20 protein-coding genes are annotated in these 20,103 nt (G+C 72.9%); 11 read left to right on the top strand and 9 right to left on the bottom strand.

What is annotated here, in order from left to right:
- Window positions 1-66: 66 nt before the first annotated feature.
- Both JM949_RS20660 and JM949_RS20655 read left to right on the top strand, forming a co-directional pair.
- Window positions 67-567 (top strand): DUF456 domain-containing protein, encoded by a 501-nt coding sequence (locus JM949_RS20660; RefSeq protein WP_203150035.1) that lies wholly within the window; start codon window positions 67-69, stop codon window positions 565-567.
- A 354-nt stretch (window positions 568-921) separates the two neighbouring features.
- Window positions 922-2,508 carry an amino acid permease gene (locus tag JM949_RS20655; RefSeq protein ID WP_203150034.1) on the top strand — a complete coding sequence of 529 codons (1,587 nt, stop codon included), beginning with the start codon at window positions 922-924 and terminating at the stop codon, window positions 2,506-2,508.
- A gap of 18 nt (window positions 2,509-2,526) precedes the next feature.
- Here JM949_RS20655 and JM949_RS20650 read toward each other — a convergent pair whose 3' ends face one another.
- Window positions 2,527-3,657, bottom strand: coding sequence for a PQQ-dependent sugar dehydrogenase (locus JM949_RS20650; RefSeq protein WP_203150033.1), 1,131 nt, complete (start codon window positions 3,655-3,657; stop codon window positions 2,527-2,529).
- Window positions 3,658-3,747: 90 nt separating this feature from the next.
- On the opposite strand from JM949_RS20650, the gene JM949_RS20645 reads away from it, so the two are divergent.
- The 7 genes from JM949_RS20645 (at window position 3,748) to JM949_RS20620 (ending at window position 12,333) form a co-directional block, all read left to right on the top strand.
- A complete protein-coding gene (locus JM949_RS20645; RefSeq protein ID WP_305070604.1) occupies window positions 3,748-5,112 on the top strand; it encodes a glutamine synthetase family protein in 1,365 nt (454 codons plus the stop codon).
- A 24-nt stretch (window positions 5,113-5,136) separates the two neighbouring features.
- Complete coding sequence (locus JM949_RS20640) at window positions 5,137-6,492, top strand: aldehyde dehydrogenase family protein (protein ID WP_203150032.1); 1,356 nt, start codon at window positions 5,137-5,139, stop codon at window positions 6,490-6,492.
- Between the two features lie 5 nt (window positions 6,493-6,497).
- Window positions 6,498-7,265, top strand: a complete 768-nt coding sequence (locus JM949_RS20635) for a 3-oxoacyl-ACP reductase (RefSeq protein WP_203150031.1) — start codon at window positions 6,498-6,500, stop codon at window positions 7,263-7,265.
- 55 nt (window positions 7,266-7,320) lie between these two features.
- A complete protein-coding gene (locus JM949_RS39255; protein WP_309232253.1) occupies window positions 7,321-7,686 on the top strand; it encodes a gamma-glutamyl-gamma-aminobutyrate hydrolase family protein in 366 nt (121 codons plus the stop codon).
- Window positions 7,670-7,885, top strand: coding sequence for a gamma-glutamyl-gamma-aminobutyrate hydrolase family protein (locus tag JM949_RS39250; RefSeq protein ID WP_309232252.1), 216 nt, complete (start codon window positions 7,670-7,672; stop codon window positions 7,883-7,885). Before JM949_RS39255 ends, JM949_RS39250 begins: the two co-directional genes overlap by 17 nt.
- A gap of 46 nt (window positions 7,886-7,931) precedes the next feature.
- A complete protein-coding gene (locus JM949_RS20625; protein ID WP_203150030.1) occupies window positions 7,932-8,483 on the top strand; it encodes a pyridoxamine 5'-phosphate oxidase family protein in 552 nt (183 codons plus the stop codon).
- Between the two features lie 193 nt (window positions 8,484-8,676).
- Entirely contained in the window at window positions 8,677-12,333 is a 3,657-nt protein-coding gene (locus JM949_RS20620) for a SpoIIE family protein phosphatase (RefSeq protein WP_203150029.1), read from the top strand.
- Between the two features lie 28 nt (window positions 12,334-12,361).
- On the opposite strand, the gene JM949_RS20615 is transcribed toward JM949_RS20620, so the two are convergent.
- A complete protein-coding gene (locus JM949_RS20615) occupies window positions 12,362-12,676 on the bottom strand; it encodes an STAS domain-containing protein (protein ID WP_203150028.1) in 315 nt (104 codons plus the stop codon).
- Window positions 12,677-12,771: 95 nt separating this feature from the next.
- Here JM949_RS20615 and map point away from each other — a divergent pair, with 95 nt between their 5' ends.
- Both map and JM949_RS20605 read left to right on the top strand, forming a co-directional pair.
- Complete coding sequence (gene map / locus JM949_RS20610) at window positions 12,772-13,629, top strand: type I methionyl aminopeptidase (RefSeq protein WP_203150027.1); 858 nt, start codon at window positions 12,772-12,774, stop codon at window positions 13,627-13,629.
- 55 nt (window positions 13,630-13,684) lie between these two features.
- A complete protein-coding gene (locus JM949_RS20605; protein ID WP_203150026.1) occupies window positions 13,685-14,398 on the top strand; it encodes a VIT1/CCC1 transporter family protein in 714 nt (237 codons plus the stop codon).
- A gap of 6 nt (window positions 14,399-14,404) precedes the next feature.
- Here JM949_RS20605 and JM949_RS20600 read toward each other — a convergent pair whose 3' ends face one another.
- The 7 genes from JM949_RS20600 to JM949_RS20575 all read right to left on the bottom strand — a co-directional run.
- Window positions 14,405-15,133, bottom strand: coding sequence for a nucleotidyltransferase domain-containing protein (locus tag JM949_RS20600; RefSeq protein WP_309232251.1), 729 nt, complete (start codon window positions 15,131-15,133; stop codon window positions 14,405-14,407).
- 33 nt (window positions 15,134-15,166) lie between these two features.
- A complete protein-coding gene (locus JM949_RS20595; RefSeq protein WP_203150025.1) occupies window positions 15,167-15,667 on the bottom strand; it encodes a nitroreductase/quinone reductase family protein in 501 nt (166 codons plus the stop codon).
- A 75-nt stretch (window positions 15,668-15,742) separates the two neighbouring features.
- Window positions 15,743-17,452, bottom strand: coding sequence for an ABC transporter permease family protein (locus JM949_RS37460; protein WP_238433560.1), 1,710 nt, complete (start codon window positions 17,450-17,452; stop codon window positions 15,743-15,745).
- On the bottom strand, window positions 17,362-18,516 hold the full coding sequence (locus tag JM949_RS37455; RefSeq protein WP_238433559.1) for a hypothetical protein: 1,155 nt from the start codon (window positions 18,514-18,516) through the stop codon (window positions 17,362-17,364). The genes JM949_RS37460 and JM949_RS37455 overlap by 91 nt, the downstream gene beginning before the upstream one ends.
- Window positions 18,513-19,271 (bottom strand): ABC transporter ATP-binding protein, encoded by a 759-nt coding sequence (locus tag JM949_RS20585; protein ID WP_203150024.1) that lies wholly within the window; start codon window positions 19,269-19,271, stop codon window positions 18,513-18,515. The genes JM949_RS37455 and JM949_RS20585 overlap by 4 nt, the downstream gene beginning before the upstream one ends.
- Entirely contained in the window at window positions 19,244-19,846 is a 603-nt protein-coding gene (locus JM949_RS20580) for a PadR family transcriptional regulator (protein WP_203150023.1), read from the bottom strand. The genes JM949_RS20585 and JM949_RS20580 overlap by 28 nt, the downstream gene beginning before the upstream one ends.
- Before the next feature lie 52 nt (window positions 19,847-19,898).
- Window positions 19,899-20,103 (bottom strand): DUF4439 domain-containing protein (locus JM949_RS20575; RefSeq protein ID WP_203150022.1); only part of this gene is annotated, 205 nt, incomplete at its 5' end.

Genomic DNA, 20,103 nt, shown 5'->3' with positions numbered 1-20,103 from the left:
CGCGGCAGGGCACCGGCGTGGGCGGCGATCGTTGCGGCCGGACTGGCGGCGGGGGAAGGTGACAGCGTGAACCTGACCGACTCGCAGACGGCGGTGACCGTGGTGGCCGGTCTGGCCATCCTGGCCGGGTTGGCCGGTGTGGTGGTGCCCGGCCTGCCGGCGTTGCCGTTGTGCTGGGGTGGCGTCCTGGTCTGGGCGATCTTCGGCGGTGCCGGCGTGGGTGGTTGGGCGGTGTTCGCCGCAGCCTCGGTGGTCGTCGCCGGCGGCACCGTGGTCAAGTACGCCTGGCCGGGCCGGAATCTGAAGCGCACCGGGGTGCCGACGTCCACCCTGCTCGCCGGCGGGGTGCTCGGCGTCATCGGGTTCTTCGTGGTGCCGGTCGTCGGGTTGGTGCTCGGCTTCGTCGCCGGGGTGTGGGCGGCGGAACGTCTGCGGCTGGGCAGCAACCAGCTCGCCTGGCCGTCCACCGTGCAGGCGCTCAAGGCCGCCGGCCTGTCGATGCTCGTGGAGTTCCTGGCCGGCCTGCTGGTCGCCGCGATCTGGGTGGCCGGTCTGCTGCTGACCTGACCCACCCCCGAATTCTCCCCGTCGACCAGGACGTTTCGGGACGCGGCGGAGAGCTGACCGAGACCTCTCGACCGATGTGGTCCCGCGGCGGGCGCGGGGCACGGTTCGGGTACGGCGGAGCGCCGTACGGAGAGAGAGGTGTGCCCCGCGCGCCGCGGGTCGGGCGGTCCGAGCGCCCGGGGTGGGCCCTGATCGGGCCTGGTCACCGGTCCAGCATGCGGGCCCGGGTGGCCGGACGGCAACGCAATTAGCCTGCTGGGGGCGAGATTCCCACCAACCACGTATTGACCGTCTTGATCGGCCGGGTCGACACTTTGCGCACTCGCACGCGTTACCACAGCAGGGAGGTGTGCAGTGGCCACGACGCCCGTGCCGACCGCCGAGCAACCGATGGACGACGACGCCCGACGGCTCGCCGAACTCGGCTACAAACAGGAGTTGCGCCGCAAGTGGAGCGGCTTCTCCAACTTCGCCATCTCGTTCTCGATCATCTCGATCCTGGCCGGCTGCTTCACCACCTTCGGCCAGGCGTGGAACAACGGCGGGCCGGTCGCCATCTCCTGGGGCTGGCCGCTGATCTCGCTGTTCATCCTGATCATCGGTTTCTGCCTGGCCGAGCTGGTCTCGGCGTATCCGACGGCCGGCGGCATCTACTGGTGGGCGGCCACCATGGGTCGTCCGGTGCACGGCTGGTTCACCGGCTGGTTGAACCTGATCGGGCTGGTCGCGGTCACCGCGTCGGTCGACTACGGCTGCGCGACGTTTCTCAACCTCACCCTGTCGGCGCTCTTCGACGGCTGGGCCGGGACGCTGCGCCAGGCGTTCGTCCTCTTCGTGATCATCCTGGCGCTGCACGGGCTGATCAACATCTTCGGGCACCGGATCATCGACGTACTCCAGAACGTCTCGGTCTGGTGGCACGTGGCCGGCGCGGCCGTCGTGGTGGCCATCCTGGTCCTCGTGCCCGACAACCACCAGAGTTTCCAGTTCGTGTTCACCGAGCGGTTCAACAACTCCGGCTTCGGTGACGGCGACATCGGCGGGCTGACCTTCTGGTTCTACGTGCTGCCACTGGGTTTCCTGCTCACCCAGTACACGATCACCGGCTTCGACGCCTGCGCGCACGTCTCCGAGGAGACCCGGGGCGCCTCGCAGGCCGCCGCCCGTGGGCTCTGGCAGTCGATCTTCTACTCGGCCATCGGCGGCTGGATCCTGCTGCTGGCGTTCCTCTTCGCGGCCACCGACGTCGAGGCGGTGAACGCCGCCGGCGGCTTCTCCGGAGCGATCTTCGAGTCCGCCCTGACCCCGGCCTTCTTCAAGATCGTCATCATCATCAGCACCATCGGGCAGTTCTTCTGCGGGATGAGTTGCGTGACGTCGATGAGCCGGATGGCGTACGCGTTCAGCCGGGACCGGGCGGTGCCGGGCTGGCGGCTCTGGTCGACAGTCGACCGCAACGGCACCCCGGTCAACGCGATCATCGGTGCCACGGTGGCCGGACTGGTGCTGACCCTGCCGGCCCTCTACGAGAGCGCGGCCGGCATCCCGGTCGCCTTCTACGCGGTGGTCTCCGTCGCGGTGCTCGGGCTCTACCTGTCCTTCCTCATCCCGATCGCGCTGCGACTGCGGATGGGCGACCGGTTCGTCCCCGGGCCGTGGACGCTCGGGCGCAGGTACCGGCTGCTCGGCTGGATCGCGGTGGTCGAGATCGCGGTCATCGCTGTCTACTTCGTGCTGCCGATCGTGCCCGCCGGGGTGCCCGGCGACGACGGCTTCACCTGGTCGGCGGTGAACTACGCGCCGCTCGCCGTGGGCGGAGTGCTGCTGCTGGTCGCCGTCTGGTGGTACGCATCGGCCCGCAGCTGGTTCACCGGCCCGGTGCGAACCGTCGAGGACCCGGCGGATCGGTCCCAGCCGGCACCGGTGGACGGGCCGGAGTGACCCCTGCCGCGCGCTGGATCAGAACCGGGCGGTGCCGGCACGACCGGCGGGTGGCGGTTGCCGCTCGCCGGTCGTGAAGCGCAGGATGCGGTCGTCCAGCGGTGCCGGCGTGCCGTTGTCGTCACGGTTGCTGGTGGCCACCCAGAGCGAGCCGTCCGGGGCCGCGACGACGGTACGGAGGCGACCGTAGGCGCCCACCAGTTCGGCGACCGGGGCGCCGACCGCTCCGGCGGCGCTCACCGGCACGGTCCACAGCCGCATGCCCCGCAGCGCGGCGACGAACAGGGTGCCGCCCGCGAAGGCGGCCCCGCTCGGCGACGCCTGCGCCGGGGGCCAGACGACCACCGGCGCGCGGAACCGGGGGTCGGTGCTCGGGCCCTCCACGATCGGCCAACCGTAGTTGCCGCCCCGGACGACGACGTTCACCTCGTCCCAGGTGGCCTGCCCGAACTCGGTGGCGAACAGCCGACCGCGCGGGTCCCAGGCCAACCCCTGCACGTTGCGGTGCCCGTAGCTGTAGACCGGCGAGCCGGGGAACGGGTTGCCCGCCGGAATCCCGCCGTTCGGCCGGATCCGCAGGATCTTGCCGTTACGGCTGGCCAGGTTCTGCGCGTTGGCAGGCACACCGGCGTCACCGATGCCGGCGTAGAGCAGCCCGTCCGGGCCGAAGGCGATCCGGCCGCCGTTGTGCACCGACGCCCGGCTGAGGCCGCTGAGGATCACCTGCTGGGTCTGCGGCGCGCCGAGCCGGAACCGGGTGATCCGGATGTCCGAGGCGGTGGTGAAGCAGACGTACACCCAGCGGTCCAGCCGGTAGCGGGGGGAGACGGCCAGGCCGAGCAGCCCGCCCTCGCCGCCGGCGACCACGCCGGGAATCCGGGCGATGGGCACGGGTGGCCGCCCTGGTCGCACCCGCAGCACGGCGCCCAGATCGCGTTGGCCGACCAGCGCGCTGCCGTCGGGGAGGAAGTCGATCCCCCAGGGCACGTCGAGCCCCGTCGCGACGACCTCCGGGTCGGCGAGATCGAAACCGCCGGCCCCCGTCGCGATGACCGACACCGGTGGCGGCTGCGCCTCCGCCTCGGCGCGCACCGTGGTGCCCAGCCCGGTGACGAGGACGGTGACGGCCAGGATCGCGCGCAGACGCATGACAGCTCCTCGGTGGTTTGCCGCCGACCGGGCCGGGGGCATTGACGGTGATCCGGATTGCCAGTAGACCTTGGTGATGGAGGCCCCCTGATGAGCAGAACGCCGTTCACGCTGGAAGAGTTGCGGGTCGCCGTCCAGGCCGGTGAAATCGACACAGTGGTGCTGGCCCTGGTCGACATGCAGGGCCGCTTGCAGGGCAAACGCTTTCACGCGCCGTTCTTCCTCGATCAGGTGGCCGAGCAGGCCAGCGAGGGCTGCAACTACCTGCTCGCCGTCGACGTCGAGATGAACACGGTCGACGGGTACGCGATGTCGAGCTGGGAGCGCGGCTACGGCGACTTCGCGATGGTGCCGGATCTCGGCACGTTGCGCCGGACGCCCTGGCAGCCGGGTTCGGCGCTGCTGCTGGCCGACCTGACCTGGCTGGACGGTTCGGGCGACGTGGTGGCCTCGCCCCGGCAGATCCTGCGCCGGCAGCTGGCCCGGCTGGCCGAGCACGGGCTGACCGCGTACGCCGGCACCGAGCTGGAGTTCGTGCTGTTCCGCGACTCGTACGAGGACGCCTGGACGCGCGGCTACCGTGATCTCACCCCGGCCAACCAGTACAACGTGGACTACTCGCTGCTCGGCACCGCCCGGGTGGAGCCGCTGCTGCGCCGCATCCGCACCGAGATGGCCGGCGCCGGGTTGACGCCGGAGAGCGCCAAGGGCGAGTGCAACCTCGGCCAGCACGAGATCGCCTTCCGCTACGACGAGGCGGTGGCCTGCGCGGACCACCACGTGATCTACAAGAACGGCGCGAAGGAGATCGCCGCCCAGGAGGGGATGTCGATCACCTTCATGGCCAAGCCGAACGAGCGGGAGGGCAATTCCTGCCACATCCACTTCTCGCTGCGGGACGCGTCTGGTTCGTCGGCGATGCTCGGGGACGGGCCGGCGCACCTGTCGCAGACCGGGCAGCGGGTGCTCGCCGGGCTGCTGGCCACCATGCGGGAGTTCAGCCTGCTCTTCGCCCCGAACATCAACTCGTACAAGCGCTACCAGCCGGGGTCGTTCGCCCCGACGGCACTGCGGTGGGGGGTCGACAACCGCACCTGCGCGCTGCGGGTGGTCGGGCACGGGCAGGGCATGCGGGTGGAGAACCGGGTGCCCGGCGCCGACGTCAACCCGTACCTGGCGATCGCCGGGCTGGTCGCCGGCGCGCTGCACGGCCTCGACCGGGAGCTGGAGTTGGGCGCGGAGTGCACCGGCAACGCGTACGACGACCCGCGGGCCGAGCGGGTCCCCAGCACCCTGCGCGACGCGCTGACCCTCTGGGAGGGCTCGACGGTGGCCCGGGAAGCCTTCGGCGAGGAGGTGGTCGCCCACTACGCCAACCAGGCCAGAGTCGAGTTGGCGGCCTTCGACGCGGCGGTGACGGACTGGGAGCTGAAGCGTGGTTTCGAACGCCTCTGACCGCGCGACGATGGGGGTACCGGCGTGACGCAGGTGGTGGATCCGGCCTCCGGGCAGGGGTTCCGGGAGGTCCCCGGTGCCTCGTTGGCGCAGGTCGACGCGGCGGTCGAGCGGGCGGCGCGGGCCTTCGAGGCCTGGCGGACGGTCGGGCCGGGGGACCGGGCCCGGTTGCTGCGCCGGTTCGCCGCCGTCGTCGACGCGCACGTCGAGGAGCTGGCCGCGTTGGAGGTCCGCAACTCCGGGCACACCATCGGCAACGCCCGGTGGGAGGCCGGCAACGTCCGCGACGTGCTGGACTACTACGCCGGGGCGCCGGAGCGGCTGACCGGGCGGCAGATCCCGGCGCCCGGCGGGTGGGACGTCACCTTCCACGAGCCGCTCGGTGTGGTCGGCGTGATCGTGCCCTGGAACTTCCCGATGCCGATCGCCGCCTGGGGGTTCGTTCCGGCCCTCGCCGCCGGCAACACAGTGGTGCTCAAGCCGGCCGAGCTGACTCCGCTCACCGCGCTGCGGCTGGCCGAGCTGGCCCGCGAGGCGGGCCTGCCCGAGCACGTGTTCACCGTCATCCCGGGCACGGGCGCGGTGGTGGGGGAGCGGTTCGTCAGCCACCCGGCGGTCCGCAAGATCTGCTTCACCGGCTCCACAGCGGTGGGCACCCGGATCATGGCCGGCTGCGCCAAACAGGTGAAACGGCTCACCCTGGAGTTGGGCGGCAAGAGCGCGAACATCGTCTTCGCCGACGCCGACCTGGAACGCGCCGCCGCTACCGCGCCGGGGGCGGTCTTCGACAACGCCGGCCAGGACTGCTGCGCACGGTCGCGGATCCTGGTCCAACGCCCGGTGTACGACCGGTTCCTGGCCCTGCTCGAACCCGCGGTACGCGCGGTGCGGGTGGAGGACCCGTCCCGGGACACCGCCGAGATGGGTCCGCTGATCTCCGCCGCCCAGCGGGACCGGGTCGCCGGTTACCTGACCGGTGCGACGGTCGCCTTCACCGGTTCCTGTCCCGACGGCCCCGGGTTCTGGCACGCGCCCACGGTGCTGCTGGCCGACTCGCCCGCCGACCGGCACTGGCGGGAGGAGATTTTCGGCCCGGTGGTCTCGGTGCTGCCGTTCGACGACGAGGCGGACGCGGTCCGGCTCGCCAACGACACCGAGTACGGCCTCTCCGGCTCGATCTGGACCCGGGACGTGGGTCGCGCGCTGCGCCTGGCCCGCGCCGTCGAGTCGGGCAACCTCAGCGTCAACTCGCACTCCTCGGTGCGCTACTGGACCCCGTTCGGCGGGATGAAGCGGTCCGGGCTCGGTCGTGAGCTGGGCCCGGACGCGCTGCACTCGTTCACCGACGTCAAGAACGTGTTCATCGCGACAGAGGAGTGACGCCAGTGCACTGTCGGTTGCAGGACCGGGTGGCAGTGGTCACCGGAGCGGGTAGCGGCATCGGCCTGGCCACCGTGCGGCGGTTCGCCGCCGAGGGGGCCCGGGTGGTCTGCGTGGACATCGACGAGGCGGCCGGCAGGCAGGCCGCCGAGGAGTGCGGCGGCGAGTTCGTCGCCACCGACGTGGCCGACGAGTCGGCGGTCCGCGACCTGTTCGACGGGGTCGTCGACCGGCACGGCCGGGTGGACGTCGCGTTCAACAACGCCGGCATCTCGCCGCCGGACGACGACTCGATTTTGGACACCGGCCTGGACGCGTGGGAGCGGGTGCTGCGGGTCAACACCACGAGCGTCTACCTGTGCTGCAAGTACGCGATCCCGCACATGCGTCGGCAGGGCAAGGGGTCGATCATCAACACCGCCTCGTTCGTGGCGCTGATGGGCGCGGCGACCTCGCAGATCGCGTACACCGCGAGCAAGGGTGGGGTGCTGGCGATGACCCGGGAGCTGGGCGTGCAGTTCGCCCGCGACGGCATCCGGGTGAACGCGCTCTGCCCCGGGCCGGTGGCCACGCCGTTGCTGCTGGAGTTGTTCGCCGCCGACCCGGAACGGGCCGCCCGCCGGCTGGTGCACGTGCCGATGGGCCGGTTCGGGAAACCGGAGGAGATCGCCGCCGCGGTGGCGTTCCTGGCCAGCGACGACGCGTCGTTCATGACCGCCGCGCAGTTCGTGGTCGACGGCGGCATCACTGGCGCGTACGTGACGCCGCTGTGAGCGTGAGGAGTGAGCCGGGTTTGCGAGCCCCGCAGTCGCGAACGGTGCTAGCACGGTGAGCCGACCGCTGATCGGGATCAGCGCGTACGTCGAGCCCGCCGACTGGGCTGTCTGGCGGGGCGTACGGACGGTGCTGCTGCCCGAGGCGTACGTGCGGGCGGTGACGGCCTCGGGTGGGCGGGCAGTGGTCCTGCCGCCAGACGACGTGGACGCCGACGTGGTGACCGTCCTGGACGGACTGCTGCTGGCCGGTGGCGCGGACGTCGGCCCGGGGCGGTACGCCCAGCCGCTCGACCCGCGTACCGAGGACCGGCCGGACCGCGACGCCGGCGAGCTGACCAGCCGGCGCCCGGTGTCGTCGGGTGCCACCCGGTGCGGTTCGCGCCGGGCAGCCGGCCGCGACGGTGCTGGCCGGGGTTGACGAGGTCAACTCGTACCACCATCAGGCGGTCGCCGACCCGGGCCGGCTCACGGTCACCGGTTGGGCTGCCGACGGCGTGATCGAGGTGGTGGAGGACCCGGCGCGGCGGTTCGTGCTCGGGGTGCAGTGGCACCCGGAGAACGAGCCGGACCCGCGCCGGATCGCCGCGCTGGTGCGGGCCGCCGGACAGCGGCTGTGACTGACGTCGCCCCGCCCGCCGGCGTCGTCGGTGGGAGGATCGACGGATGGGCAAGGTTTATCCGGAGATCGACGCTCGACTACGTGATTTCATCATGGCCCAGCCGCTGTTCTTCGTGGCCAGCGCACCGTCCGGTGCCGAGGGGCACGTCAATGTCTCGCCGAAGGGCATGCGGGGCACGTTCGTCATCCTCGGCCCGCACCGGGTGGCCTACCTCGACTACCACGGCAGCGGCGCGGAGACCATCGCTCACCTGCGGGACAACGGCCGGATCACGCTGATGTTCTGTTCCTTCGACGGGCCGCCGAAGATCCTCCGGCTGCACGGTCGGGGCAGCAGCGTCGCGGTCACCGAGGATGCCTTCGCCAGCCGGCTCGCCGAGTTCCCGACGCCGCCGGACGTGCACGGCGTCCGCGCGGTGATCACCGTCGAGGTGGAGCGGGTCAGCGACTCCTGTGGCTACGCGGTGCCGCTGATGGACTTCCGCGCCGAGCGTGATCTGTTACTCACCTCACACTCCCGTCGTTCCGCCGATGACCTGGTGACCTACCGGGCCACCAGAAACGCGGCGAGCATCGACGGACTGCCGGTCTTCTGACTCGTCAGGGCGTTGCGACCCCCGCCGCCGACGCCGTCGCGCGCCCGCACTGTCCGGTGCCCGACGCCGTGGGCGTACGTAACCAGCGTCCACCGTTCGTGATGCGTTACGTTGCTGGTCCGCTTGGGTACAAGTCGGAGCACGGCGGGTGAAGATCAACGGTCGAGGGGTACGGCCGGAGCGGGGAGGCTTCATGAGCTCGGCCCAGGGGGGCGCGGACGAACGGCATCCCGTCGTGTCCCGCCGCGAGATTCCCCCGATGCTGGCGGCGGCGTTCGCGGCCGGCGGCGAGATGGGCGAGCGCCTGGCCAGCTTCGACTGGTCCTCCGGCCCGTTGGGCGAGCCCGGTCAGTGGCCGTTGCCGCTCTCCAACGCGATAGGCATGATGCTCGCCTCCAGCGCGCCGATCGTGATGTTCTGGGGCGACGAGCGGTTCGCCTTCTACAACGACGCCTACCGGCCGACCATCGGTGCCAAGCACCCGGACGTGATCGGGCAGCCGGCCCACCTGTACTGGTCGGAGACCTGGGCGGTGCTCGGCCCGCTGCTCGACGGCGTCCGTGGCACCGGGCGTTCCTATCGTGGCGAGGATCACCCCTTCCTGCTGGACCGGCACGGCTTCGTCGAGCAGACCTACTTCGACGTCTCGTACGACCCGATCCGAGGCGAGGACGGCTCGGTCAACGGCGTCTACTGCATCGTCAGCGAGACCACCGGCCGGGTGCTCGGTGAACGCCGGCTGCGGGCGCTCGCCGAACTGGGTGCCGAGCTGAGCGACATCGCCAGCGGCGCCGAACTGGGCCGGATCGCCGCCGAGGTGCTCGGCCGGCACCGGGCGGACGTGCCGTTCGCCCTGATCTACCTGGCCGACGAGAGCGGGCAGCTCACCCCGGCCGGGTTCACCGGTAGCACCCCGCCGGCCGGGGGCGTCGTGGCGCAACTGCTGGCCAGGATGACCGCCGACCACTTCCCCGCCACTGTCGAGCTGACCGACCTCTTCGACGCACCGCCGGTCGACGCCGCCGACCAGGCACTCGTGCTGCCGCTCACCGCGAACAGCCAGACGGTCGGCGCACTTGTCGTCGGCGTGGCCCGGCAACTGCCGCTCGGCGACGACTACCGCGACTTCCTCGACCTGGTCGCCGCCCAGATTTCCCGGGCGGTCGGCACCCAGCGGGCCTACCAGCAGGAACGGGCCCGCGCCGCCGAGCTGGCCGCGCTCGATCGGGCGAAGACCAACTTCTTCGCCAACGTCAGTCACGAGTTCCGCACCCCGCTGACCCTGGTGCTCGGCCCACTGGAGGACATGCTCGCCGACCCGGAGCTGCCCGCCGCCGAGACCGCCCGGCTCACCATGATGCACCGCAACGCGCTGCGCCTGCTCAAGCTGGTCAACACCGTGCTGGACTTCTCCCGACTGGAGTCCGGTCGGCTCGGTGCCCGCTTCCAGCCCACCGACCTCGCCGGCTACACCGCCCGACTCGCCAGCACCTTCCGCTCGGCCACCGACCGGGCCGGGCTGCGCCTGGTGGTGGACTGCCCGCCGCTGCCGACGCCGGTCTACGTCGACCGGGACATGTGGGAGAAGATCGTCCTCAACCTGGTGTCCAACGCGGTCAAGTTCACCTTCGACGGCGAGATCCGGGTGCGGATCCGGGCCGTCGGCGACGCGGCCCGGCTGGAGGTGACCGACACCGGCATCGGCATCGTGCCGGACGAGCTGCCGCACGTCTTCGAGCGGTTCCACCGGGTGCCCGGCGCGCGGGCCCGCACCCACGAGGGCACCGGGATCGGTCTGGCGCTGGTCCGGGAACTGGTCGAGATGCACGGCGGCGAGGTGGGGCTGACCAGCCAGCTCGACGAGGGCAGCAGCTTCACCGTGACCGTCCCGTTCGGATCGGCGCACCTGCCCGCGGACCGGGTGGCCACGTTCGGCCCGCTCTCCGTGGCGGAGCCCGAGCAGGCCCGACTCTACGTGGCGGAGACCGCGCTGTGGACCGGCGCCGGAGCGGCACCGGATTACGACAGCCGACCGACCGAGGGCACCCCGGCCGGACGCATCCTGGTCGTCGACGACAACGCCGACCTGCGTGAGCACGTCACCCGTCTGCTCTCCCCGACCTGGGAGGTGGTCACCGCGAGCGACGGGCTGGCGGCACTGCCACTGGCCCGGGAGGGCGGTTTCGACCTGGTGCTCACCGACGTGATGATGCCCCGGCTGGACGGGTTCGGGCTGGTCAGCGCGCTTCGCGCGGACCCGCGTACCCGACATGTGCCGATCGTGTTGCTCTCCGCCCGCGCCGGGTCAGCGGAGGCCGTCGCGGGTCTCTCCGTCGGCGCCGACGACTACCTCACCAAGCCGTTCGCCAGCCAGGAGCTGATCGCCCGGGTCCGGGCCAACGTCGAGCTGGGCCAGCTCCGTGGGCAGATCATCCGTCGGCTCCGGGCGCTGGCCGACGCGGCGGTGGCCGTGAACAGCACCCGGTCCACCGGCGACGTGCTCCAGGTCGCCGCCCAACACGCGCTCAGCCTCGCCGAGGCCGCGCGGGTGGTGGTCGCCACGAACGGGGCCCGGTCCGAGGCGGACGCCGGCGGCGTCACCGCCGCCGAGCCGTCCTTCGTGACCGAGCTGACCGGGGCCACCGGCGAGCCGCTCGGCGAGCTGCGGGTCTGGCGGCCGGCCGGCGACGACGCGCAGGCCGACGAGGCCGCGCTGGCCCAGCTGGCCCGGCTGGTCGGGGTGCGGCTGGAGAACACCCAGCTCTACGAGGCCGAACACCGCATCGCCACCACGTTGCAGCACAGCCTGCTGCCCCGGACGCTGCCCCAACTGCCCGGAGCGGTGGTGGCCAGCCGGTACCTGCCCGGCAGCGCCGACGCCGAGGTCGGCGGCGACTGGTACGACGCCATCGCCCTCGACGACGACCTGGTGCTGGTCATCGGCGACGTGGTCGGCAAGGGCGTCCAGGCCGCCGCGGCGATGGGACAACTGCGCAACGCGCTGCGCGCGTACCTGCTGGAGGGCTACGACCCGGGCGAGTCGCTCACCCGGCTCAACCGGCTGGTCGCGTCCACCGAGCGCCGCTCCTTCGCCACTGTGGTCTGTCTGCTGTTCAACCCGCGTAGCGGTCGCCTTCGGTACGCGAGCGCCGGTCACCCGTCCCCACTGCTGATCGGAGGAGGCGACGTGGCGTTCCTGCATGCCCGGGCGCTCGGCCCACCGGTCGGCGCGATGCCCGACGTGACATACGAGGCGGTCGAGGGCGAGTTGGCGCCGGGCAGCCGACTGCTGCTCTACACCGACGGGCTGATCGAGGACCGGCAGCTCGGCATCGAGGCCGCGCTGGCCCAGCTTCGGGTCGACGCGGCCACCCCCAGCGAGCACGTGGCGGACCTGATCGACGCGGTCGTCAAACGGGTCGACGGGCGGCCACGCCGCGACGACGTGGCGGTGCTCGCCCTGGAGGCGGCGGAGCTGAACCGCTTCGCGTTGCGGCTACCGGCGGACCCGACCAGGCTCAGCGTGCTACGCAAACGCCTGGAGGACTTCCTGGTCGCGCACGGGGTCGGTGAGACCGACGTGTTCGACCTGACCGTCGCGGTCTCCGAGGCCGCCGCGAACGCCATCGAGCACCCGATCGACCCGGCCGAGGCCATGATCAGTGTGCAGGTGGCGATCGAGGATCGGACCGTGACGGCCACCGTGCGCGACAGCGGGCGGTGGCGCGAGTCGACCGGCTCCGGGTTCCGGGGGCGCGGCCTGGCCCTGATCAGGGCGCTGGGTGAGCTGTCGGTGCGGCGTACGGCCGAGGGTACCGAGGTGACGCTGCGCCGGCAGCTGCGGGACTGACCGCGCGCCCGGCGACGGCCGGGGCGCCTCAGGTCGGGCTGAGCCAACCCTGCTCGCCGAGCCCGGCGATCTCCAGCACCCGGCGGACCTGCCGGGACGGGCGCACGGTGAGCGTGCCGGGAAACTCCTGGGCGAGCCGGACCAGGGCGTGGATGGCGGCCGAGTCGAAGAAGGTGACCGTCCTCAGGTCGAGGGTGATCTGCCCGGCGGGCTCGCGCAGCGCGGTCTGGAGCATGGTGTCGGCGGTCGCCATGTCGACCTCACCGGCCACCACCACGTGGAGGTGATCGCCGTCGATCTCCGCGCTGGCGGAGAAGACGGGCGGTGCTCCCCCTTGATCCACGCAGACACGATGGCACAGCCACCGGGGCAGGGCAACAACCTCCTCCGGCCGGCCGTGGCGCGGGTCACCGGGGGCCCCGGCGATAGGCTTGTGGCATGACCGTCCGTCCGCCGCTGACGCCAGGCACGCTCTCCCCGACGCGGCCGGTTCCGGCCCAGATCGCCCGACCGGAGTACGTCGGCAAGAAGCGCCCGCAGGAGTGGCGCGGCTCGCACGTGCAGACGCCGGAGACCATCGAGAAGATGCGGCTCGCGAGCCGGCTCGCCGCCCAGGCGACCCAGCTCGCCGGTGAGCACTGCAAGCCCGGCGTCACCACCGACGAGATCGACAAGGTGGTGCACGAGTTCCTCTGTGACCACGGCGCGTACCCGTCGACCCTCGGCTACAAGGGCTTCCCGAAGTCCTGCTGCACCAGCCTCAACGAGGTCATCTGCCACGGCATCCCGGACTCCACGGTCCTGCACGACGGCGACATCATCAACGTCGACGTGACCGCGTACATCGGTGGGGTGCACGGGGACACCGACGCCACCTTCTGCGTCGGCGAGGTGAGCGAGGAGGCCCGGCTGCTGGTCGAGCGGACCCACGAGGCGATGATGCGGGGCATCCGCGCGGTCGCCCCGGGACGACAGATCAACGTGGTCGGCCGGGTCATCGAGTCGTACGCCAAGCGGTTCGGCTACGGCGTGGTGCGCGACTTCACCGGGCACGGCATCGGCGAGTCCTTCCACAGCGGCCTCTACGTGCCGCACTACGACAGCCCGCGCCCCACTGACATCATGGAGCCGGGCATGACGTTCACCATCGAGCCCATGATCACGCTCGGCACGTACCAGTACGACATGTGGGACGACGGGTGGACCGTGGTCACCAAGGACCGGAAGTGGACCGCGCAGTTCGAGCACACCATCGTGGTGACCGACGACGGCCACGAGATCCTGACCCTTCCGTGAGCGCGAGGAACGCAGCGAAGCGGAGTCCCGCAGTCGCGAACGAAGGGCAGGCGCCGTGACCGACACCCCAGCGGCGCTGCGCGAGGCGCACCACGCGGACGTCAGCGGCGGCTGGCTGCGCCCGGCCGTCTTCGGCGCGATGGACGGCCTGGTCACCAACATCGCCCTGATCGCCGGCGTCGGCGGCGGCGGGGTGTCGGCACACAGCATCGTGCTCACCGGCACCGCCGGCCTGGTGGCCGGCGCGATCTCGATGGGGCTCGGCGAGTACACGAGCGTGCGCTCCGCCAACGAGCAGGTCGCCGCCGAGGTGGCCAAGGAGCGACGGGAGCTGGAACGGCACCCCGAGGCGGAGGCCCGCGAACTGGCCGACGCGTGGGTGGCCCGGGGGCTGTCCCGGGATCTCGCCACCCAGGTCGCCGAGGCGGTCCGGCGCGATCCCGAGGAGGCGCTGCGGGTGCACGTCCGCGAGGAGCTGGGGGTCGACCCCGACGACCAGCCCAGCCCGTGGGCAGCCGCGATCTCGTCGTTCCTGTTCTTCTCCCTCGGCGCGCTGGTCCCGCTGCTGACGTACCTGTTCGGCGCCACCGAGCTGTGGTTGGCGCTGGCCGTCGGCGGGCTCGGGCTGTTCGCCGCGGGTGCGGTGGTCGCCCGCTTCACCAACCGGCCCTGGTGGACCAGCGGCCTGCGCCAGCTGCTGCTGGGGGCCGCGGCGGCCGGCGCGACCTATCTGGTCGGCTCGCTGATCGGCGTATCGGGCGGGCTGTGACGCCGCTCAGGCGGTGAGCAGCTCGTCGATGGTGCCGTCGACCGCGCGGCCACGGGCGGCCAACTCCTCGGCCTGCCGGGCCAGCACCACACCCACCTCGGTCATGTCCGCCCCGGCCAGGCCGGTGCGCCGCACCGCGTCCCCGGGGTCGCGGAAGTAGGTGCGGCTGAGCAGCCCGGTCACCGTGGCCGTCGCCAACCGGGCCTCACCGAGCATCAGCAACGCCTGATCGGTCTCGTACCACTCGGCCAGCCGGGCCGCCCGGGCGTGCGCCGCGCTGCCCCGGTACCAGGCCTGCCGGGCCGCGGCGCTGAACTCCGCCGGCCGGGCCCGGGCCAGCCGGCCCAGGTGCTCGTCGCGCAGCGTCCGCAACCAGCCCGTCGGATCGTGCAACGCCTGCGTGGTGACGTACCGGTCCGCGGTCAGCGGCCAGAGCGGGGAGAGCACCCGGGCCTGCGCCAGGTAGTCCTCGGCGGCGGCCACGGTCAGGTCGACCAGCACCCCGTCCACGCGTCGGGTCGCCGGCGGCGGACCGGTTCCGGGTCGGTAGGTGACCACCAGCATCCCCGCCTCGCCGTCCCCACCGCCGTCGTCGTCGCCGTGCGCCAATGGCCCGTGCACCGCGACCGCGAGCACGTCGGCCGGGAAGCGCCGCCGGACCGCCTCGGCGACCCGCTCCGCGACCGTCCAGCGCCGATCGTCGAGGCCCCGGTCGACACCGATCTGTTCGCTCACGGGACCTCACTCCCTTCGCTACCGGGCGTCAGCCTAGCCAGCCGGCGGCGGCTCGGCCGGCGCGCCGCGCCCGGTCGGCACCAGCCGGAAGATGTGGATGTCCCGGCCGCCGGCCCGCCCCACGTACGTGCGGTACGCGGGCCACTCGGTGACCAACAGCTGCCACAACCGGTCCCGTTCGGCGCCGGACGCCGGCACCGCCCGCACCGGAACCCGCAGGCCCTTCACGTCCACCTGGGCGGTGGGATCAGCGAGCAGGTTCATCGCCCAGCCGGGGTGGTGGGTCTGCCCCCAGTTCGAGCCGATCACCACGTAGGCGTCGCCGTCCGGCACGTAGAGCAGCGGATTGCTGCGGGGCTTGCCGGACCGCCGGCCGGTGGTGGTGATCACCAGGGACGGGATCAGGCCGAGCGCGACCACCCGGCCGCGGGTGAGCCGACCGACCACCCGGTCGGCGGGAACCAGCAGCCGGGCGGCGGCGCCGAACCAGCGATGATGACCAACTCGGCGGGTGAGCCTTCCCAGCACTGACACGCGGATCAGTCTGCCGGCTGCCCGGCCCCGGCGGCACCCCCGGACGCGCCCGGGTTGTCACCCGGCCGCGCTCCGTCAGTCCAGACGCCGTTCGATCGGCAGCCGGGCGCGGGTGAACAGGCCCGCCCCGAGCATCGCCACCATCGGCACCAGCACCAGCACCCCGAGCGCCGGCCACGGCACCCGGATCGGGTACGGGTCGGGCACCGGCCAGGCACTGGCGTACTGCCGGTTGACCGAGATCAGCACGATCGCGGCGGTGCCGAGCCCGGCCACGATGCCGAGCACCGAACCCAGGCCGGCGATGACCCCGGCCTGGCAGATCGCCAGCAGCCGGCGCACCGCCGGTGCCGCGCCGACGGCCGCCAGGGTGGTCAGCTCGGCGCGGCCCTCGGCGGCGGCGAGCGCGGTGGCGATACCGGCCGCCCCCACCGTGATCAGCCCGGCCGCCGCCGCGAGCAGCAGGAGCAGCGGGGAGACGTCCCGGGGTGAGCCGCCGTGCTCCACGTTCAGCGAGAACGTCCCGAACGACCGCAGGGCACCGGCGAACCGTGCCTGTCGCTTCTCGTCCGGCGGGGTGTTGGTGCCGACCACCCAGCCGGACACGGACCAGTCCAGGCCGAGTTGTCGGGCCGCGGCGGTGGACAGCAACAGGCGGGAGTACCCGGCCGCCCGGGGGAGCGCGTACCCGGGGAGGTCACGGGCGGTGGCCGGCCGGTCCGGTTTCGCGTCCATCTTGTCGACGCGGACGGTCACCAGGCCGTCGTGCAGGTAGCGCGGGTCGGTCACCACCACGCCACCGGCGCGCAGCACCGCCGCGGCCGCGGCGGTGCTCGCCGGGTCGGCGCCGGTGAGAAGTGGCAGGGCGGTGCCGTCGTCCACTCCGGGCTGGACGTAGCCGTCGGGGTAGTCCGCCTCCCGGGTCCGGCAGCGTGGGTCGGCGCGGGCCTGCTGGCGGTGCGACGCGGAGAGGCGGTCGCCGGGCTGCCAGGGGCAGACCTGGCTCGGCGGAAGCACCGGCGCGATCTCGCAGTAGCCGGTGCCCGCGCAGTCGGGCGCGTACACGGTGGCCACCGCGTCGACCCCCAACTGGTCCCGGGCCGCGTCGGTGACCTGGGCCAGCGTGGGTTGTCCGGCCGACCGGTTCGGGTAGACCAGCAGGTGGCCGGTCGGCAGCGCCGGCCGGTAGGCGCGCGCGTCCCGGGCCCCGTTGCTGGCCAGGTACCCACCGAGCGCCACGCTGCTGGCGACGGCGGCCATCACGGCGCAGATGGCCGGTGCCGCGGCGGCCCGGTTACGGCTGGCGTCGCGCAGCGCGATCCGGGGCGCCAACGGCAACAGTCGGCCCAGCCCGGCCAGCACCCCGATCAGCGTGGGCGTGCAGCACACCAGACCCAGCTCGCCGAGGATCAGGCCGGTGAGGATCACCGCCGGAGAGATGTGGGCGGCCCCGAACGCCGCCAGCCCCGCCCCGCCGGCCACCAACGCCAGCCCGACAGCCAACCACCGAACCCGGGACGCCGGTGGGGTACCTCGGCCGGAGAGCCCGGCGCTGACGTCCTGCCGGGCGGCCGTCCAGGCCGGTGCCAGCGCGGCGAGCACCCCGGCCAGCACCGCGACCCCACCGAGCAGCACCAGCGCGGTCGGCCAGCAGCGGTAACCGCCGAAGCGGACGCCGAAGACGTACTGCTCCATCAGCGGACGACCGGCGAACGCCGCGCCGACGCCGACCAGCAGGCCGGCGGCGGCGCCCAGCACACCCAGCACCACGCCGTCGGCCAGCACGACCCGGCGCAGCTGGGCGGCGTCCCCGCCGGCACCGCGACCAGCGCCAGATCCCGCCGGCGGCGACGGACCCCGACGGCGAAGGCCGGACCCACCAGCAGGACGACCTCCAGCAGTCCGAGGCCGGCGATGAGGACGCCGGTGCTCAGGTCGTTGGCGCCACCGCTCTGCCCGATCAACCCGAACGCGGTCCGGTTCCCGCCGGTCCCGGAGCCGATCGGAGCACGCGCGGTGACCACCACTCCCCGGCTGTTGAGCCGGGACACCAGCGCCGCGTCGACGGTCCCGGGTACGTCCGCCAGCCAGACGCTGCCCGGCTCGGGCCCGGTCCGTGGCACCGCCGAAGGGTGCAGCGCCACCACCGGACCGAGGTCGTCGGGGAACTCGACCACCCCCACCACTGTGTACGCCCCGCTCCCGTCGGCCAGGGTCACCGCCCGACCGAGGCGCAGGTCCAGGCGGCGCAGCGCCGCCGGACTCACCGCGACCTCGCCGGGCTGCTGCGGCGCCCGGCCGGCCCGGAACCGGACCAGCCCGCGGGCCAACGGGTCGCCGAGGTCCAGCACCCGACCAGCCACTTCCTCGTCGCGGTCCGGACCGCGCAGGGTCAGCGGGACCTCCGGGCGTACCTCGGTGACCCGGCTGCCCGACCCCAGCAGGGCGGTCAGCTGGGCCGCGGTGACCCGCACCGGGGGCTCGCCGCCCTGCGTGTACCAGCCCGCACCCCACTCGTCCTGGCTCACCGGGCTGCTGGAGATCCACTGCAACTCCGCGTCGGCCACCCCGAGCCGGCGGTCGACACGTTCCGGTGGGGTCAGCTCGGCCATGTCGTAGCTGGCCGCCAGGAACGCCAGCGCGGCCACCGGTAGGGCGATCATCGCGAGCACCAGGGCGGTCCGCCGAGGGGACCGGCGTGACTCCCGGCGCGCGATCCGCAGCGCCGCCCGCCAGGAGCCGGTCAACTCGGCGAACCGTCGCCGACCCACCCGGGCCGGCGCCGGGGTCGATCTGGTCGCCGGGCTCCCGACCCTTCCGGTGGCCCGCGTCGGACGGCGGATGGTCACCGGTCGCTGCCGGACAGCAGCTGCTCGACGCTGCCCAGCGGTGCCGTCGTGTCGACCAGGACGCCGTCACGGAGGAACACCACCCGGTCGGCCCAACCCGCGTGCCGCGCCTCGTGGGTGACCAGCACCCCGGCCGCCCCCGCGTCGATCCGGCGACGCAGCAGGTGCAGGATCGCCTCGCCGGTCTGCGAGTCCAGGGCCCCGGTGGGTTCGTCGGCGAGCACCAGCCGGCGTTCGCCCACCAGCGCGCGGGCGATGGCGACCCGCTGCTGCTGCCCGCCGGAGAGCTGGTCCGGAAAGCGGTCACCCAGGGCGGGCAGGCCCACCTCGGTGAGCGCTGCCCTGGCCAGCGCGCGGGCCCGGCGTCCGCTGGTGCCGTCGAGCTCCAACGGGAGCGCCACGTTCTCCAGCGCGCTCAGGCTGCCCAGCAGGTTGAGCTGTTGGAAGATGTAACCGATCCGGCGACGCCGTAGCTGGGCCAGCCCACGCCGGTCCAGTGCCGCCAACGGCTGCCCCTCGACCCGGACCTCGCCGCGGGACGGCCGGTCCAGCCCACCGGCGAGGGCCAGCAACGTCGACTTTCCCGAGCCGGACGGCCCCATCACGGCGACCAGCTCGCCCGGGCGGACGACCAGGCTGACCCCGCGCAACGCGTGCACCACGGCCGGTCCGGTGCCGTGCGTGCGGTGGACGGCGCGGAGGTCCAGCACCTCGTCGTCCGACCCGCTCACCGTCGTGCCTCCTCGCCGGCCCATCGTGCCGCGTCACCCGCGTCCGCGTCGCCGGGTCGGGGAGCGGGCGCCGCCGGGCCGGTGGGTCGATGTCGGACCAGACTGGTCTCGCAGTGGTCCAGCCAGCGCACCTCCGCCTCGGCCTGGAACACCATCGAGTCCAGCACGAGGCGCCAGGGGAGGTCCTCCGGCCGGTTGCTGCCGTACTTCAACCGGGTCAGCTCCTGCAGGGCCCGCATCGTGGCACTGCGTTGGGCCTGCACCACGTTGCGGACGTCCACCCCGGGGGTGGTCAGCGCCAGCGCCAGCTTGATCGCCAGCTCGTCGCGGGGTCGGTCGGTGCGGCTGATCGGGGTGGCGAACCACAGCGCCAGGTCCGCCCGCCCAGCGTCGGTGATCTCGTACGGGCGCTGCCCGGCCTCGCTCTCCGGCAGCGGGCGCACCAGGCCGTCCCGCTCCAACCGCGACAGGGTGGTGTAGACCTGCCCGATGTTCAGCGGCCAGGTCGAGCCGGTCGACTCCTCGAACGCGGCGCGCAGCTGGTAGCCGTACATCTGGCCGCGTTCGAGCAGGGCGAGCAACCCGTGACGGATGGACATGGGAACGGAGTATGCATACCTGGTATGCGCACCGCAACCGGAGCCGACCGGTTCAGGTCGGCCGGCCGGGGAACGGCACGGTCAGTGGCGTCTGACCGGCGGTCTTCCGCCACCGGGTGGCGCGTACCGCGTACTCGACCAGGGCGGCGAGCGCCTGGTCCCGGTCGGCGCCGGTGGTGGACGCCAGGGCCGCCCGCCAGTGCGCGGCGGTGCGCTCCTCCACCTCGGCGGCGAGCCGCAGCGCGCTCGCCCGGTCG

It is taken from the genome of Micromonospora tarensis (assembly GCF_016803395.1).
GTDB classification, from domain to species: domain Bacteria; phylum Actinomycetota; class Actinomycetes; order Mycobacteriales; family Micromonosporaceae; genus Micromonospora; species Micromonospora tarensis.
This window is presented reverse-complemented; position numbering and strand designations above follow the sequence as displayed.

Bases quoted from the DNA above. Each gene is read 5' to 3' on its own strand.
- JM949_RS20650 (WP_203150033.1), bottom strand. From the start codon at position 3,657: ATGCGTCTGCGCGCGATCCTGGCCGTCACCGTCCTCGTCACCGGGCTG.
- JM949_RS20645 (WP_305070604.1), top strand. From the start codon at position 3,748: ATGAGCAGAACGCCGTTCACGCTGGAAGAGTTGCGGGTCGCCGTCCAG.
- JM949_RS20625 (WP_203150030.1), top strand. From the start codon at position 7,932: ATGGGCAAGGTTTATCCGGAGATCGACGCTCGACTACGTGATTTCATC.
- JM949_RS20620 (WP_203150029.1), top strand. From the start codon at position 8,677: ATGAGCTCGGCCCAGGGGGGCGCGGACGAACGGCATCCCGTCGTGTCC.
- map (WP_203150027.1), top strand. From the start codon at position 12,772: ATGACCGTCCGTCCGCCGCTGACGCCAGGCACGCTCTCCCCGACGCGG.
- JM949_RS20585 (WP_203150024.1), bottom strand. From the start codon at position 19,271: ATGGGCCGGCGAGGAGGCACGACGGTGAGCGGGTCGGACGACGAGGTG.
- JM949_RS20580 (WP_203150023.1), bottom strand. From the start codon at position 19,846: ATGTCCATCCGTCACGGGTTGCTCGCCCTGCTCGAACGCGGCCAGATG.